This window comes from Anaerotruncus sp. AF02-27 (assembly GCF_003465835.1).
Classification (GTDB): Bacteria; Bacillota; Clostridia; order Oscillospirales; family Ruminococcaceae; genus Anaerotruncus; species Anaerotruncus rubiinfantis.
On sequence record NZ_QSBX01000002.1, the window covers coordinates 267,945 to 283,287 of the forward strand.

Consider the following 15,343-nt stretch of genomic DNA (forward strand, 5'->3'; position numbering starts at 1 on the left):
ATCCTGCATTCATTTCCCCATTCCAGAGCATTTTACATCATTTTTGTGACCGCAATCGCATCTGTTATCGACTTTTCAAGCGCCTGCTGGCCATATTTGTTGACTTCGTTTTTGTCCTTCGGCCCATGTGAAACGCAGGCGGCCCCGCCGATGCATCCGCCGACGCACGCCATGCCTTCGATAAAGTTCTCAGGCAGCAGGTTTCTGCTCGCCTTTAAGAGCGCCACCTTGCACTGCTCAATACCGTCGCACGCAAGGGGCTTTACCTCAAACTGCTCCGGCGTGATCCCGCGCTCCTTGAGCGCCTCGGCCACCGCGTCGGAAAGCCCGCCGCTGCGCGCGAAGATCCTGCCGTAATAGGAGGCGTTGTCGAGCAGGTCCTCCTCCAAGTGTTCGATTTCAATTCCCCGCGCGTCGAACAGCGCCTGCAGTTCCTCGAAGGTGAGCACGCAATCGACCGCGTGCAGCGGTTCCTCCTGGAATTCCAACTTTTTCGCTGTGCAAGGCCCAATGAAGATCGTTTTTGCGCCCGGATCAAGTTTTTTGATGAAATCCGAAATCGCCACCATCGGGGATGGGTTGTGCGAAATTTTGTCGGCCATCTGCGGGAAGGATTTTCTGATATAAGCAACAAACGCCGGACAGCAGGAACTGGTCAAAAAGCCCTTTTCCGCAAGCTCCGCGGCCTCTTCCCAAGCCACCATGTCCGCGCCGAGCGCCGCTTCGACCACACTGTGGAAACCGAGCCGCTTGAGGCCCGTAACCACCTGACCGGTCTTTGCATAGGAGAACTGGCTCGAAACCGACGGCGCGACCACCGCGTAAACCCGATAATTCCGGTTGCTGGCGCTGTCACGCAGCAGCTGCAACGCATCCAGCAGGAAGGATTTGTCCACGATCGCCCCAAACGGACACTGGTAAACGCATGCGCCGCAGGAGATACATTTGTCGTTGTCAATTTTGGCCGCTTTGTTCTCGTCCATGCTGATCGCTTTGATCTTACAGGCGTTCTCACACGGCCGGGTGTATTCGATAATGGCGGAATACGGGCAGGCAAACGCGCACCGCCCGCATTCAATGCATTTGTCCTGGTCGATGCGCGCGCGGCCGTCGACCACATGGATCGCGCCCTTCGGGCAGGCGTGCTCACAGCGGTGCGCAATACAGCCGCGGCAGGCGCGGCTGATGTGGAAACGGTTGACCGGGCACTCGTCACAGGCGATCGAGATGACCTCGATCACATTCGGATTGTTCCGGTCTCCGCCCAGCGCCATCTTGAGCCGTTCCCCCACGATCGCCCGTTCCTTATAGATGCAGCAGCGCATGGTCGGCTTTGGTCCGGGAATAATTTCCAGGGGAATATCATGATAGGCCTCCCGCAGCGTCCCGTCGTCAAAATGCCGGACGACCGATTTGAGAATCTTATATTTGAGAAGCTGTACGTTTGTATCAAAATTGCGTGTCGGTTCCATAGGGGTCCCTCCTCCTTAGTAGAAGCTCACCTTCACATGCTTGCCCATCTGTTCCAGATATTTGGCAAGGTCCTCGATCAGCCGCAGCTTGATCGAAAGGTCAATCGGCATGTTCGGGTTCTGGTGCGCCGGGTTCATCGCGCGGCCCACGAATAGATTGACGTCGGTCGCATCCTCGAAGAGCATCTGTGAAATCAGCGACGCGCCGTCCCGCTTGCCGATCCATTCGGTCGAGACGTCGGTGGTGGCCGAAGCGTACGCTTTTGCGATCTCGACCACGCGGCCCATCGTGAGCACTCCCTCGGTGCAAAGGTCAACGCCGTCGATGTAGCCGATCGGCGGGATCGACGGATCGAGATAATCGATCTTGGTTTTGACGGTCGTGCCGAGATACCGCGCGACCATCGTCGAGGTGGTGCCGCCGCAGACAATGTGCTTGCCCTCCTTCGAGAAGAAGAGCTCCATCACCTTTTCGTCGTCCGCCTTGTCAACCGGCGGGCCAATCATCAGATTCACGAGCTGCCGCTCGCGGATGCGCAGCACCGCGACAGTCGTATCGTCGCCCGGCTTTCCCATGTAAAGGTCGTTACAGGCGTCGCTGAGGACCGAAGCCATCGCTTTGGCGGACATGTCCGGCTGGTAACGGCTTTCAGCGTATTCGATAACATTTGGGCGTTCCCAGCCAAAATTGAGCGACTGCCCAACCCCCGCGTGGATGACCCCGTCGCTCATTGCGATGAACAGGTCGCCCAGTTTGATCTTAAAGAGGGATTCATAGATTTTTTTGCCCGCGATCACCTTTTCTTCCTTCGGGTAATCGAAGTTCTTCCCGTCCCGCAGGCAGATGACGTCCGGATTGTCGTACTGGATGAGATGGACGTCCTTGTTGCGGTAGACCTTGATGATCGTAAAAGTGGCATAGGCCACCTGCCGCACAGAACAGACCGGGAGGGTCTGGGCAATGGTCGTGACACATTCCTCAATCGGCATGTCACTGTCCATCATGGTCGCGATAATCTTTGAAGTAAGCGTTGACAGGATATTCGCCTTTACACCACTGCCAAGCCCGTCGGCCAGCACCATTGTGAAGTCGCCGTTCGCGTTTACGGGCTTGACCTCCACCCGGTCGCCGCAGAGCTCCTCCCCCATCTTGTTCAGGCTGATGTAGCCGTTTTCCATAAAGAGTCTGTCCATCATTCGTCCTCCGAGAGAACCGTATTCTTGATCTGGGTGAGCGCGACTTTGGTCTCGGCGGTGGTTTCCCCAAGCAGCGAGGCGATCTCCTGTACAATGCGCATCTGCTTCTCGACCACCTTGTCGGTGATGTCGATCGTCTTGGCGCGGCGCTCCTTATATTTTTCCTGGCGGTTGTGGTCGGCGGTGATGTCCTTGAGAATGGCGAAGAGTGCGTTATGTTCCTCATCGCGCACGATGCTCAGCTCGACAAATTTTTTATATTCCGAAAGATAGACCCGTTTGTCGATTATATCGTTACCGGTTTCGAGCACGTCTTCAAAATCGTTCGGATCCAGAAGCTCTACGATCATCGAACCCAGCAGCGCCTTTGGGGAAGGGATGTTGAAGAGATGGCAGGCCGGCATATTCATCTTTTGGATGGTGAGGTTTTCGTCCAGCACCATGATCGCATTCGGGCTGACATTAAAGATGTTGTCCGAAAAGCTTTCGGCCTTTGCAAGCAGAAAGGGCAGGCACATGGTGATGTCCGCCTTGCCGTTGTAGACCGCTTTGGCCTTTTCGCGGCAGGTGGCATAGCCGCAGCTCGAACAGTTGAGCTCGTCCTCCGGTTTCGTCTTGCCCATCTTCTGGAGAATCTCGCGAATCGCCTCCTCGGGCGGCTCGACCTCCTTGACAAATTCGCTCGGGATGCTGCGGGTAAGCGCGATCTTTTCTGTGATGTCGAAGTCCGGCTTCGCAGAACGGTCGGGCTGGGCGTATTCGTCCACCCGCACGCGCGAACGCAGGATCGAATGCGCGAAGCCGCGGGTGGACGGGCCGTTCACGCAGCTGCCCTCGCAGGCGCTCATCTCGATAAAATATCCCTTGAGGCCGCCCCGCTCGATCTCCTGGAGCGCCGAGATGCAGTTTTCCACCCCATCGACCGTGAGGTAATGGTAATCGGTGCCTTCGGTGTGCATACATTCGATGATGCCGCCCGTCTTTGGGAAGAAGCGCGAAGCGCGCCCCTCTGCGGCAGAAATTTCCTCTCGCTCCGGGACGATCTCCCGCTTCTGGAACCACTGGTCCAGCTCCTCATAGGTGAGCACGCAGTCGACCGGTCCCGGGATCTTTGCGATCTCATCCTTTTTGGAGATGCACGGGCCGATGAACACGACATAAGCGTCCGGATATTCCGCCTTGATCTTCTTTGCGCTCGCCAGCATCGGGGAGATAACCGGCGCTATGTACGGGATGCAAAGCGGATGATATTTCTGGATCAGCGACACGACCGTGTGGCAGCAGGAGGAGATGATGACCTCCTGCCTTTTTTCGGCGATGATCCTTTCATATTCGCTTTTGACGATATACGCCCCTTCGGCGGTCTCATACGCTTTGAAAAAGCCGAGCTTTTTTAAATACCCTTCAAACGCCTCGATACCCGCTACATCGAAATGGCTGATGAACGAGGGCGCGACCGTGGCGATCACGCGCCTGCCTTCCCCAATCGCGCCGATGACCTCGGTCAGATCATTGCGCGGCTTTTTGGCGTCCTGCGGGCAGACGACGACGCACCGCCCGCAGAGGATACATTCGTTCGGCAGGATTTTGGCCTGTGCGTCCGCGAACCGGATCGACTTGACCGGGCAGGCGCGGATACATTTGTGACAGTTTTTACAGTTTGCCTTTTTGAGGCTCAAAACATCGGTCATCGGTTACTGCAGCTCCTTTAAAACCATATCGTTGAAGATCTGCTCCACGTTCTGCGGGTTGAGCCCGGTGACGATCTGTTCGCCAATCTTGATGGTAACGCCGTTCTGGCAGTGCCCAAGGCAGAAGGAAGCGTTCAGGCTCACCTTTTCCTCAAGCCCATGGTCCGCGATCAGTTTTTTGAATGCATTGATGATGTCGTAGGAACCCTTCAGATGACAGGAGCTTCCGATGCATACATAAATTTCCATACCATTTCCTCCGTGGCCGTTATTCGCAGAAAAAAGCCGCATTACAACCTATTCAACTGCAATGCGGCTTCCCTCATCCATATTATTTAGGATACTACAAACTTACCGTTTCTTCAAGCGTTTTTCCCTGGATCTTTCTCTCAGAAAACCTTATTTTCCGTAGTATGCCTTCTTGTAAATTTCAGCGATCTCGCTCACGAGCGGCAGCCGCGGGTTGGCTGTGGTGCACTGGTCCTCAAACGCGCGGTCAGCGAGCTGGCTGACGCCGGCCATAAAGGTTTTCTCATCCACACCGCACTCCTGGATGCTCATGACCATGTTGACTTCCTTCATCAGATCACGGATTGCTTTGATCAGGCTCTGGACGCCTTCCTCGGTGGTCGAAGCGGGCAGGCCAAGATATTTGGCGATCTTGGCATATTTTACGTCCGCGATGAATTTTTCATACTTCGGCCAGATGGTGAACTTGGTGGGTTCGGAAGCGTTATAAGCGATCACATGCGGCAGCAGCACCGCGTTGGCGCGCCCGTGTGGAATGTGGTATTCGCCGCCCAGCTTGTGCGCCATTGAGTGATTGAGTCCAAGGAATGCGTTGGTGAACGCAAGACCGGCGATGCAGGAGGCGTTGTGCATCTTTTCACGCGCCTCGAAATCCTTATCCCCATTCTTATAGGCGCGCGGCAGGTATTCAAAGACCAGCTCGATCGCCTTGATGGCCAGGCCGTCGGTATAGTCGGAGGCAAGCACCGAGACATACGCTTCGATCGCATGGGTCAGCACATCGAGGCCGGTGTCCGCGGTCGCGGATTTCGGCAGCGACATGACGAACTGCGGATCGATGATCGCAACATCCGGGGTCAGCTCATAGTCAGCGAGCGGATACTTGATGTTGCCGTGCTCCTTGTCGGTGATGACCGAGAAGGAAGTGACCTCGCTGCCCGTTCCGGAGGTGGTTGGGATACAGACCAGCTGCGCCTTTTCACCAAGTTTCGGGAAGTGGTAGGTACGCTTGCGGATATCCATGAATTTGAGTTTCAGCCCGTCGAACGAGGTGTCCGGGTGCTCATAGAAGAGCCACATGCCCTTCGCGGCATCCATTGCGGAACCGCCGCCGAGCGCGATGATGACATCCGGCTGGAAGGCGTTCATTGCCGCCACGCCGCGTTTGATGGTGTTGACCGACGGGTCCGGCTCAACCTCCGAGAAGATCTCCGCATGGCAGTATTCCTGGCGTTTGCGCAGATAGTAGAGGATTTTATCGACATTGCCGAGTTTCACCATCATCGGGTCGGTGACGATAAACGCGCGGCTGATGTTCGGCATTTTTTCAAGATACTGGATCGAATCGTTCTCAAAGTAAATCTTCGGCGGGATCTTGAACCACTGCATATTGACTCTCCTTTTTGCGACGCGCTTTTTGTTGATCAGGTTGACCGAGGAGACGTTTGAAGTGGTGGAGTTGTGGCCAAACGATCCGCAGCCGAGCGTCAGAGAGGGCATGTTGGTATTATAGATGTCGCCGATCGCACCCTGTGAGGACGGGGAGTTGACGATGACGCGGCCGACCTTCATCGCTTCGCCATACGCGCGCGCAAGCTCCATATCCGAGGTGTGGATGACCGCTGAATGGCCGAGGCCGCCCAGCTCCAGCATCCGGTTGGCATAATCGAAGCCCTGCTTGGCGTCCTTGACAGTGAAGTAAGCGAGCACCGGAGAAAGCTTTTCAAGCGAGAGGCGGTATTCCCGGGAAGGCTCGGGGAGCTTCGCAATCAGGATCTTGGTATCAGCCGGGACCTTGATCCCCGCCTGCTCAGCGATCCAGGCCGGCGATTTGCCGACGACCACCGGGTTTACCGCGCCGCGTTCAGCCGGCATGACGTAATCGGTGACCTTCAGGGTCTCCTCGTCATTGAGGAAGTAGCAGCGGTGCTTCTTCATGAACGCCTCAAACGTCGGGGCGATCTCCTCGTCGACGATGACCGCCTGTTCGGAGGCGCAGATCATGCCGTTGTCAAAGGTTTTGGAGAGCATCAGGTCGGTGCAGGAACGCTCGAGGTTCGCGGTTTTCTCAATGTAGCAGGGGACGTTTCCCGGGCCGACGCCGAGCGCCGGTTTGCCGCAGCTGTAGGCGTTCTTCACCATGCCGGCGCCGCCGGTGGCAAGGATCAGGGAGACCTTCGGATGGTGCATCAGTGCGCTGGTCGCGTCGATCGACGGATATTCAATCCACTGGATGCAGTTTTCCGGCGCGCCCGCCTTGACGGCCGCGTCACGCACGATTTTGGCCGCCTCAACCGAGCATTTCTGCGCGGAGGGATGGAAGCCGAAGATGATCGGGTTGCGGGTCTTCTGGGTGATGAGCGCCTTGAACATGGTGGTGGAGGTCGGGTTGGTTACCGGAGTGACGCCCGCGACGATGCCGACCGGCTCCGCGACTTCCACATAGCCTTCGAGGTCGTTCTCGTCGATCACGCCGACCGTCTTTTCGTATTTGATCGAATGCCAGATATATTCAGTTGCGAAGATATTCTTGGTGATCTTGTCCTCGTAGACGCCGCGGCCGGTCTCCTCGACCGCCATCTTTGCAAGCATCTGGTGATTGTCAAGCCCTGCCAGCGCCATTGCGTGGACGATCTGGTCCACCTGCTCCTGGCTGAGTTCCATATACTGTTTGAGTGCGACATCCGCCTTTTCCACCAGCTCATTGATCATCGCGTTGATGTCAATTTCGGGCTTCTGTGCTGCTTTTGCCTTTTCCATGAAATGCTTCCTCCTAAAAATGATATAAACGGAAATCAAATTCTTTTTATCAGAATTAACAGGGGTGCTGTAAAATGAGATTGTTAATTCTTTGTCAATATAATATCATATTGTTAAACTTTTGACAATTAGACAAATAAACAAATATATGTTTTTATTTATAGGAACTTTGCACAATTCAATTCACTGGAACCGCCCGCAGCAATGCGCGCCGCGCTTTGTAGTCCGGCATCAATTTGGCCATCGTTTCGTGGAACCCTTTCTGGTGATCCGGATGCAGAAAGTGCACATATTCGTGCAGCACCACATACTCGAGCGCCGCCTTCGGTTTTGCTATCAGCTGCTTATTGAGGGTGATGCAGTTTTTTGCCACATGGCAGACGCCCCAACGGGTCTTCATCTGCCGCACCTGGATCTTTGGTTTCCCCGGCAGGATATCCGCGAAAAGCGGATAAATTTCATCACTCACCGCGTTAAACGCGGCCAAGCACTGGGCGTCGGTATATTCTGTGTCCGCCGCCTGCGCCTGCGCCTTCCGCACGGCGATCCGGGCGCGCGCCGCCTCGATCCACGCGGCCCGTGAGGCGACAAACCGGTCGATTTCCCCGGTCGGCGCGCGTTTGGGCGCGGAGACGCGCACCTCCCCCTCCCCGGTGACGCGCAGGTTCAGGTTCTTGACCCGCTTATAGGTAAGTTCATAAGTGATTGTGCCAACGCTGCGCCGCATCGCGATCCCCCTCCTTGTTTTTACAATCTTAAACCTTGCCATTAAACTCTGTCAACCGGGATTGACAAAACAGCTCCCCTCAGTTATAATATCCCTTACATTTCACCGTGAAGGAGTTTATGATGGCATTGCAATTCTGGTTCTTCTAAGTTTCCTCGCCGTACATACACCAAAAAGGCCTGTGACGGGTTTTGTTGTTTTACGTATCCGGGAAATTTCAGCAGAGAATCAGCGCGGCTGACCGCTTCATGGGAATGCTGTCTCTTTCTGTCTTTTGACCGGTATGCGTAAGCGGGCCCGCATGGGAATCGTTTGCGCTTTTTTTGCGCCCGCAAAGGAGTTTTATGAACCAGACACACTGGAAACGCACCTTTTTCACCATCTGGTCGGGGCAGGCCGTCTCTCTGCTGACCAGCTCGATCGTGCAGTTCGCGATCGTCCTCTATCTCACCGATACCACCCGCTCTCCCATGGTCCTCTCAGTCGGTTACCTGCTCGGTTTTCTGCCGCAGGGGCTGCTCGGGCCATTCGCCGGCGTTCTGGTCGACCGGTGGGACCGCAAAAAGATCATGCTCACCTCCGACTTCTGTATCGCTATGGCCTGCCTTGCGATCGTGATTGTCGGGATCTTCGCCGACCTGCCGCTCTGGCTCTTCCTGCTTGTCCTATTTATCCGGTCGGCCGGTTCGGCATTCCATGCGCCGTCGCTCTCCGCCGTCACCCCGCTGCTCGTCCCCGCGGATCAGCTCACCCGATGCGCGGGGTACTCGCAGACCCTGCAGTCCGTATCGATGATTATCGGGCCCGCGCTGGCCGCGATGCTTTATGCGGCGTGGGATCTGGAAGCGATCGTCTTTCTCGACGTGCTCGGCGCGCTGGTCGGCATGGGTTCTCTTGCCGTCTGCACCATCCCCAAACTGGAGATGCGGCATACCGAACGGCCCCATATCATCCGGGAAGCGCTCGATGGCCTGCGCGTCCTGCGTTCGCATAAGGGGCTTTACGGGCTTCTGCTTGTGAGCGCGCTTTTCTTCCTGGCATTCTCCCCGGCCGGCGCGCTCTACCCGCTGCTCTCGATGGATTATTTTGGCGGGACTGCCACCCACGCAAGCATTGCGGAGATCGTCTTTTCGGTCGGGATGATGGCTGGTTCGATCCTGCTCGGCGCGTGGGGAGGCTTTTCCCGAAAAATCGTTTCAATTATCGGTTCGATCTTCCTCATGGGGGTGGCGCTTGTGCTCACCGGGCTGCTTCCGCCGTCCGGATTTGTCATTTTCGCCTTTCTTTCGGCTGTCATGGGCTTCGCCTGTCCATTTTTCTCGGGTGTTTCGATCGCGCTTTTTCAGGAAAAGGTGGAGCCGGAATATCTCGGCCGGGTGATGTCCCTTTCCACAAGCATCCTGACCCTCGCCACACCGCTCGGCCTGGCGCTTTCCGGCGCGACTGCGGAAATCATCGGCCTTGAAAACTGGTTTTTACTTGCTGGAATCGTTGTCCTCGCAAGCGGCGTTCTGTGCATCTTTGTCCCTTCGGTGCGCAACTGCGACCAATAGGGCTGCCCTGATATTGGCCCCGGGTAAAATGCCTTTTACCCGGGGCCAATATTTACGGGCGTCTCAGCCGCCTGCGCGGTCCCACCCGGGACCGCGGGGCAGCCCGGCGCACCTCACGCGCCGTGTCCGCATAGAATGGCAGGATTACATCATGAGCGGAGGCAAACGATGGCTACTCAAATCTGGGCACATCGAGGCGCGTCCTCAAAAGCGCCTGAAAATACCATGGAAGCGTTTGAACAGGCTGTTCGTGAAGGGGCCGATGGAATCGAACTGGACGTACATCTGAGCGCGGATGGAATCCCCGTCGTCATTCACGACAGCACCCTTGAGCGGGTCAGCGGTGAAATCGGGTTGGTGCACGACCGGACACTCGCACAGCTCAAACGGCTGGATGTGTCGAATCCAATCCCCGGTTACGGGATCGCCCGTATCCCGGCGCTTGCGGAAGTTTACGAGCTTATAAATCCAACTGGTTTAATCATAAACGTGGAGGTCAAAAGTGGTCTTACCACATATCCCGCCTTTGAGCAAACACTCATTGCACTCGAACGGCAGATGGGCATGCGCGGCCGCGTATTCTATTCTTCTTTTAATCCATACACGCTGATGGGGCTGCGGGAACAGGATCCGCAGGCCCAAATTGGATTTCTTTATATCGGCGGCTGGATTGACGCGCAGCAGTTTGCATTGCGTCTTGCGGCGAATGCGCTGCATCCGCCGGTCTACGCGCTGGAGGAACCCGGCTTTACCGAGGACTGCAAACGATATGGCATCGCGCTGCACACCTGGGCGGTCGAAGATGACCGCGATCTGCTCTTCGCCCGCCGCAAAGGCGTGCAGGCGGTTATTACTGACCGTCCCGCTTACACGCGGGAACTTTACGAAAAAACGCCCTTGCATCCCGTGGTATAATAGCCGCAGAGCGGCTATTATACCACGGGCTTATGGCCAGGCAGATACGCCGGTGCTCCGGCTTCCTGCCCGATGGCCAATTCACTTTATGCGTAGGAAAATTCGTGCCCGCGGCGCTGCCGTCCCAAAGCGCAATAATCCCTCGCCAAAAACATTCAAACAAAGGATGATCAATGACATGACCGAAAAGCTTTTCTATCAGGATGCTTACTGCAAAACCTTCACTGCCGCGGTGACCGGCTGCGCGCCGCGCGAGGGCGGTTACGCGGTCACGCTCGACCGCACTGCCTTCTACCCTGAAGGTGGTGGACAGCCATCCGACACCGGCACGCTTGGCGGCGTCAGGGTGTGCGGCGTACATGAAAAGGACGGCGAGATCGTCCATTATACCGACGGGCCGCTTACGCCTGGCGATCTTGTGACAGGTGAAATCGACTGGGCGCGGCGTTTCGGTTTTATGCAGCATCACACCGGAGAACACATCGTTTCCGGAATTCTGCACCGGCTCTACGGGCTTGATAATGTCGGCTTTCACATGGGACACGATGCAGTCACGATTGATTTAAATGGCGAGCTGAATGCCGAACAGCTCCGCAAAGCGGAACTGCTTGCCAATGAGTCCATCTACGCGGACCTCCCCGTAGAGGTTTCCTATCCCTCTCCGACGGAATTGGAAACTCTGCCTTACCGCAGTAAAAAAGAGCTCTCTGGCAGGGTGCGTATCGTGACCATCCCGGGCAGCGACATCTGCGCCTGTTGCGGCACGCATTGCGCCAGAACCGGCGAGGTTGGAATTCTCAAGCTGATCTCCTCTCAACGCTACAAAGGGGGCCTGCGCGTCTGGCTACTCTGCGGTGAACGCGCCGTAAATGATTACGAGGAGAAACTCTCCACCGTTTCGCGCATCGCGGCCATGCTTTCGGTAAAGCCCGCGGAAGCCTACGATGCGGTCGTGCGTCTTTCGGACGAGCTTTCCGCGCGCAAACAGGAGTTCTCCGCTTTGCAGGAGCAGCTTTTCATGCTGAAGGCGGACCGCCTGGCCGGACCGGAAAATCTGGTTGTTTTTGAAGAAAACTGTACGCCTGGTGAACTGCGCAGATTCTGTCTGATCCTTTCTGAGCGCTGCGGCGGGTTTGCCGCGGTCCTGTCCGGAAATGAAACAGACGGATGGAAATATGCGCTCGGTTCAAAATCGCAGGACGTGCGCGTGCTCTGCAAAAAATTGAACGGAGCTTTCTCCGGCCGCGGAGGCGGCACCGCCGTGCTGGCGCAGGGTTCCCTGCAAGGCCGCGGGGAAGCGATCGAATCCTTTCTTCGGACATAAAAAAGGCGTCTCCCGATTCTATTGGGAGACGCCTTTCCTTTTCCGGTTAAAGCAGCGTCCTGCGCAGCTCCTCCCCGTTTTTCGGAGAAAGCAGCGCGGGTGCGATATCAAACACGCTTCGCGCGCCGGACTCACCCTTTTGCGCGAGCCGAAAGGCCGCGCGGGCATAGGCCACGAGCACACTCGAGGTGAATTCTGGGTTCGAATCGAGAGTGAGTGAATATTCGATCAGCTGGCGGGTGCCGCTTTTGCTCTCACCTGAACGCATCACAAAGCCGCCGTGCGGGATGCCTGCATGATCGCGCTGGAGTTCTTCCTCGGTGATAAAAGTCACGCTGGTGTCATAATCCGCGAAGTAGTTAGGCATCTCCTTGATCTCCGCTTCAATCCGCGCAAGGTCAGCGCCTTCCTGCGCAACCACAAAGCATTCGCGGGTGTGCTTCTGCCGGGTGGAAAGCGAGGGGCGCGAACCGGAACGGACCGCTTCGATCGCTTCCGGAACCGGGACGGTATACTGAACGGCATTTTTGACCCCTTTCACCCGGCGGATTGCATCCGAATGGCCCTGGCTGACACCGCGTCCCCAGAAGGTATAGGTGTCGCCGTCCGGCAGGATCGATTCCGCATAGATGCGGTTCAAGGAGAAAAGGCCCGGATCCCAGCCCACCGAAATAATGGAAATGTGATTACCTTCCTTGGCCGCCGCGTCCACCGCCGCGAAATATTCCGGAATTTTCGCATGGGTATCGAAGCTGTCAATCGTGCAAAAATCCCTTGCAAACCGCGGGCCCTGTTCCGGCAGGTCGGTTGCCGAACCGCCGCAGAGGATCATTACGTCAATTTTATCCCGCATCGACGCCGCGTCATCCACATGCAGCGCCTTGACGCCTGTTACCGCAAGCTTCACCTGCGACGGGTCGCGCCTGGTGAACACCGCAGTCAGTTCCATGTCCGGGTTTTTCGTGACGGCAAGCTCAACGCCGCGTCCAAGGTTGCCATAACCCACAATGCCAATCCGAATTTTGTTTTCCATATAGTTCCTCCCTATCTGTATTCCATGGGGTCCATGGATTTGTATGCTTCTTCCGCCGATCGAAGGCCGCCCAATTCCAAGCCTGCCCGACGCGCCATCTCCGCGACCAGCCGCACATCCTTCGCCAGTAAAGCATCCGGCATCGGCGGCTGTTCCCCGCGCAGGACAGCCAACGGGTCAGCGATCCGCTCAAAGCCGGAAAGGCACTCGAGCAGATATTCTTCCCCAATGCCGAACGACGCGGCCAATTCACCGGTCTCCCCGACCGATCGCCGCAGCTGCGCCGCAAGCGACCGGCACAGCAGCCGCATCGCGCGGCCGCGTCCAGATGGCCCCATATAGCGGCAACCGGGCGCGAAACAGCGGATGAGCGGCTGCGCTTCGGCAAAGGCCCTGCTGCTGCCGCCCGCGAAACAGAGAAAATCATCTGCCAGCCCGTCCCGTCCAAACACGCCGCAGTCGAGATAAAGCGCTCCGCGCCTGCGCATCTCATTGGCAATCATATGTGCCAGCGCCGGGCTTGTGTCGGTCAGGTCGATAAAGATCTTCCCCTCCCGGATGTATTCCGCCACGCTATTTAAAAGCAGGGTCAGCTCCCGCGGCGATTCGAGCGCGAGGATTACCCTGCCGCACCGGTCAATAAGCTCCGCCGCCGTCGGCAGCATCCGCAGGCCGTCCGGCAGGGCGCGGCCGTCCGGATCGTAGGCAAACAGGTTGCACGCGGTCTTGCCGAGCAGATGCTCCGCCACGGCTTTCCCGTCACGGGAAAGCCCGATGATCCCCACATTCATCCCATTTGCCCCCCTTTTATCCATATGTATTCAGTATAACAGATTTTCCAGCCGCCGAAAAGACCGGAAAAAGCCGCCGCAAAAAATTTGCGGCGGCTTTTGGCTTCGCCATAAGCCCTCTTACGGGTTGATCGAATAGTTCGGAGCTTCTTTTGTGATATAGATGTCGTGCGGATGACTCTCCTTAAGGCCGGCGCCGGTGATTTTGATGAACTGCGCCTTCTCGTGCATCTCAAGGATATTCGCGCATCCAGTATAGCCCATACCAGCGCGCAAGCCGCCGACCAGCTGGTAAATTGTATCCGAAACAGGTCCCTTGTATGGCACGCGGCCTTCGACGCCTTCGGGGACAAATTTTTTCTTGTCCTCTTGGAAATAGCGGTCGCCAGAGCCCTCGTTCATCGCGGCGAGCGAACCCATGCCGCGGTAAACCTTGAAGCTCCTGCCCTGGTAGATCTCGATGTCTCCCGGGCTTTCGGCACAGCCCGCGAGCAGCGATCCGAGCATAACGGTGGAGGCTCCCGCCGCCAGCGCCTTGACCACATCGCCCGAATATTTGATACCGCCGTCCGCGATGACCGGAATGCCGTACCTGGCCGCAGCGCAGGCCGCGTCGTAAACCGCGGTGAGCTGCGGCACGCCGATGCCGGCGACCACACGGGTGGTGCAGATCGATCCCGGGCCGATGCCGACCTTGATCGCGTCGGCACCCGCGTTGATGAGATCCTCGGTGGCGCGGGCTGTTGCAACGTTGCCCGCGATGACCGGAATGTTCGGATATTTTGCCTTGATCTGTTTGAGGGTATCAAAAATCATGATGTTGTGGCCGTGCGCCGAATCGAGCACAAGCACATCAACCGAAGCCTTGACAAGTTCGTCCACCCGATCCATGAAATCATGGGTGATGCCGATGGCCGCGCCGACCAACAGACGCCCATCCTTGTCGCGGGCGGAGTTCGGATACTGAACCGCTTTTTCAATATCTTTGATGGTGATGAGCCCGCGCAGGCAGAAATCGTCATCCACCAGCGGCAGCTTTTCGATTTTGTGCTTGCGCAGAATCTGGCGGGCTTCGTCCAAGGTGGTTCCCACCGGCGCGGTGACCAGGTTTTCCTTGGTCATGACCTCCTTGATCTTCAGGCCGTAATCCTCCAGAAAACGCAGGTCACGGTTGGTGAGAATCCCGACGAGCTTGCCGTTTTCACAGATCGGGACGCCGGAAATTTTATATTTTCCCATGATCTCGTCCGCATCGTAAACCAGATGCTCGGGCGAAAGGTAAAACGGATTGGCGATAACGCCGTTTTCGGAGCGCTTGACGGTGTTGATTTCATCCGCCTGCTCTTCGATGCTCATATTCTTATGGATGACGCCGATGCCGCCTTCACGGGCAATCGCAATCGCCATCTTCGATTTGGTGACCGTGTCCATTGCCGAGGTGAGGAACGGCGCGTTCAGCCGGATTCCCTTCACAAGGTCGGTGGAGATGTCCACATCGGCGGGCACCACATCCGAACGCGCCGGAACCAGCAGCACATCGTCAAAGGTCAGCCCTTCTTTGGTAAACTTCTCTGTCACGTTTGTATTTAACATACGTCCTCCAATCCATTTCACGTCGCGTTTTCGCCTCA

At 56.7% G+C, this 15,343-nt stretch carries 12 protein-coding genes; 3 read left to right on the plus strand and 9 right to left on the minus strand.

Annotated elements, in window-relative coordinates:
* Positions 1–32: 32 nt before the first annotated feature.
* The 6 genes from DWV16_RS03390 to DWV16_RS03415 all read right to left on the minus strand — a co-directional run bounded on the left by DWV16_RS03390 (position 33) and on the right by DWV16_RS03415 (position 8,096).
* Positions 33–1,472 (minus strand): 4Fe-4S dicluster domain-containing protein, encoded by a 1,440-nt coding sequence (locus tag DWV16_RS03390; protein WP_066459196.1) that lies wholly within the window; start codon positions 1,470–1,472, stop codon positions 33–35.
* Positions 1,473–1,487: 15 nt separating this feature from the next.
* Positions 1,488–2,666, minus strand: a complete 1,179-nt coding sequence (locus DWV16_RS03395; RefSeq protein WP_066459195.1) for a SpoIIE family protein phosphatase — start codon at positions 2,664–2,666, stop codon at positions 1,488–1,490.
* Complete coding sequence (locus tag DWV16_RS03400) at positions 2,666–4,360, minus strand: [Fe-Fe] hydrogenase large subunit C-terminal domain-containing protein (protein WP_066459194.1); 1,695 nt, start codon at positions 4,358–4,360, stop codon at positions 2,666–2,668. The genes DWV16_RS03395 and DWV16_RS03400 overlap by 1 nt, the downstream gene beginning before the upstream one ends.
* Before the next feature lie 3 nt (positions 4,361–4,363).
* Entirely contained in the window at positions 4,364–4,609 is a 246-nt protein-coding gene (locus DWV16_RS03405; RefSeq protein WP_066459193.1) for a (2Fe-2S) ferredoxin domain-containing protein, read from the minus strand.
* A 150-nt stretch (positions 4,610–4,759) separates the two neighbouring features.
* Positions 4,760–7,369, minus strand: coding sequence for a bifunctional acetaldehyde-CoA/alcohol dehydrogenase (adhE, locus tag DWV16_RS03410; RefSeq protein WP_118477781.1), 2,610 nt, complete (start codon positions 7,367–7,369; stop codon positions 4,760–4,762).
* Between the two features lie 178 nt (positions 7,370–7,547).
* Entirely contained in the window at positions 7,548–8,096 is a 549-nt protein-coding gene (locus DWV16_RS03415) for a M48 family metallopeptidase (RefSeq protein ID WP_118477782.1), read from the minus strand.
* Positions 8,097–8,440: 344 nt separating this feature from the next.
* Here DWV16_RS03415 and DWV16_RS03420 point away from each other — a divergent pair, with 344 nt between their 5' ends.
* The 3 genes from DWV16_RS03420 (at position 8,441) to DWV16_RS03430 (ending at position 11,888) form a co-directional block, all read left to right on the plus strand.
* Positions 8,441–9,649 (plus strand): MFS transporter, encoded by a 1,209-nt coding sequence (locus tag DWV16_RS03420; protein WP_066459191.1) that lies wholly within the window; start codon positions 8,441–8,443, stop codon positions 9,647–9,649.
* Between the two features lie 168 nt (positions 9,650–9,817).
* On the plus strand, positions 9,818–10,564 hold the full coding sequence (locus DWV16_RS03425; RefSeq protein WP_158572765.1) for a glycerophosphodiester phosphodiesterase family protein: 747 nt from the start codon (positions 9,818–9,820) through the stop codon (positions 10,562–10,564).
* 178 nt (positions 10,565–10,742) lie between these two features.
* A complete protein-coding gene (locus DWV16_RS03430; RefSeq protein WP_118477784.1) occupies positions 10,743–11,888 on the plus strand; it encodes an alanine--tRNA ligase-related protein in 1,146 nt (381 codons plus the stop codon).
* Positions 11,889–11,934: 46 nt separating this feature from the next.
* On the opposite strand, the gene DWV16_RS03435 is transcribed toward DWV16_RS03430, so the two are convergent.
* From DWV16_RS03435 to guaB, 3 genes are all read right to left on the minus strand, one after another.
* Positions 11,935–12,921: a diaminopimelate dehydrogenase gene (locus tag DWV16_RS03435; protein WP_066459187.1), complete on the minus strand. Its 987-nt coding sequence runs from the start codon at positions 12,919–12,921 to the stop codon at positions 11,935–11,937.
* An 11-nt stretch (positions 12,922–12,932) separates the two neighbouring features.
* Entirely contained in the window at positions 12,933–13,712 is a 780-nt protein-coding gene (locus DWV16_RS03440; protein WP_158572766.1) for an NAD(P)-binding domain-containing protein, read from the minus strand.
* Positions 13,713–13,832: 120 nt separating this feature from the next.
* Positions 13,833–15,305, minus strand: coding sequence for an IMP dehydrogenase (gene guaB, locus DWV16_RS03445; RefSeq protein WP_066459184.1), 1,473 nt, complete (start codon positions 15,303–15,305; stop codon positions 13,833–13,835).
* Between the last annotated feature and the right edge of the window lie 38 nt (positions 15,306–15,343).

Coding starts and splice junctions, on each gene's coding strand:
- DWV16_RS03425 (WP_158572765.1), top strand. CDS start 9,818: ATGGCTACTCAAATCTGGGCACATCGAGGCGCGTCCTCAAAAGCGCCT.
- DWV16_RS03420 (WP_066459191.1), top strand. CDS start 8,441: ATGAACCAGACACACTGGAAACGCACCTTTTTCACCATCTGGTCGGGG.
- DWV16_RS03430 (WP_118477784.1), top strand. CDS start 10,743: ATGACCGAAAAGCTTTTCTATCAGGATGCTTACTGCAAAACCTTCACT.
- DWV16_RS03395 (WP_066459195.1), bottom strand. CDS start 2,666: ATGGACAGACTCTTTATGGAAAACGGCTACATCAGCCTGAACAAGATG.
- DWV16_RS03435 (WP_066459187.1), bottom strand. CDS start 12,921: ATGGAAAACAAAATTCGGATTGGCATTGTGGGTTATGGCAACCTTGGA.
- DWV16_RS03415 (WP_118477782.1), bottom strand. CDS start 8,096: ATGCGGCGCAGCGTTGGCACAATCACTTATGAACTTACCTATAAGCGG.
- adhE (WP_118477781.1), bottom strand. CDS start 7,369: ATGGAAAAGGCAAAAGCAGCACAGAAGCCCGAAATTGACATCAACGCG.
- DWV16_RS03405 (WP_066459193.1), bottom strand. CDS start 4,609: ATGGAAATTTATGTATGCATCGGAAGCTCCTGTCATCTGAAGGGTTCC.
- guaB (WP_066459184.1), bottom strand. CDS start 15,305: ATGTTAAATACAAACGTGACAGAGAAGTTTACCAAAGAAGGGCTGACC.
- DWV16_RS03400 (WP_066459194.1), bottom strand. CDS start 4,360: ATGACCGATGTTTTGAGCCTCAAAAAGGCAAACTGTAAAAACTGTCAC.
- DWV16_RS03440 (WP_158572766.1), bottom strand. CDS start 13,712: ATGAATGTGGGGATCATCGGGCTTTCCCGTGACGGGAAAGCCGTGGCG.
- DWV16_RS03390 (WP_066459196.1), bottom strand. CDS start 1,472: ATGGAACCGACACGCAATTTTGATACAAACGTACAGCTTCTCAAATAT.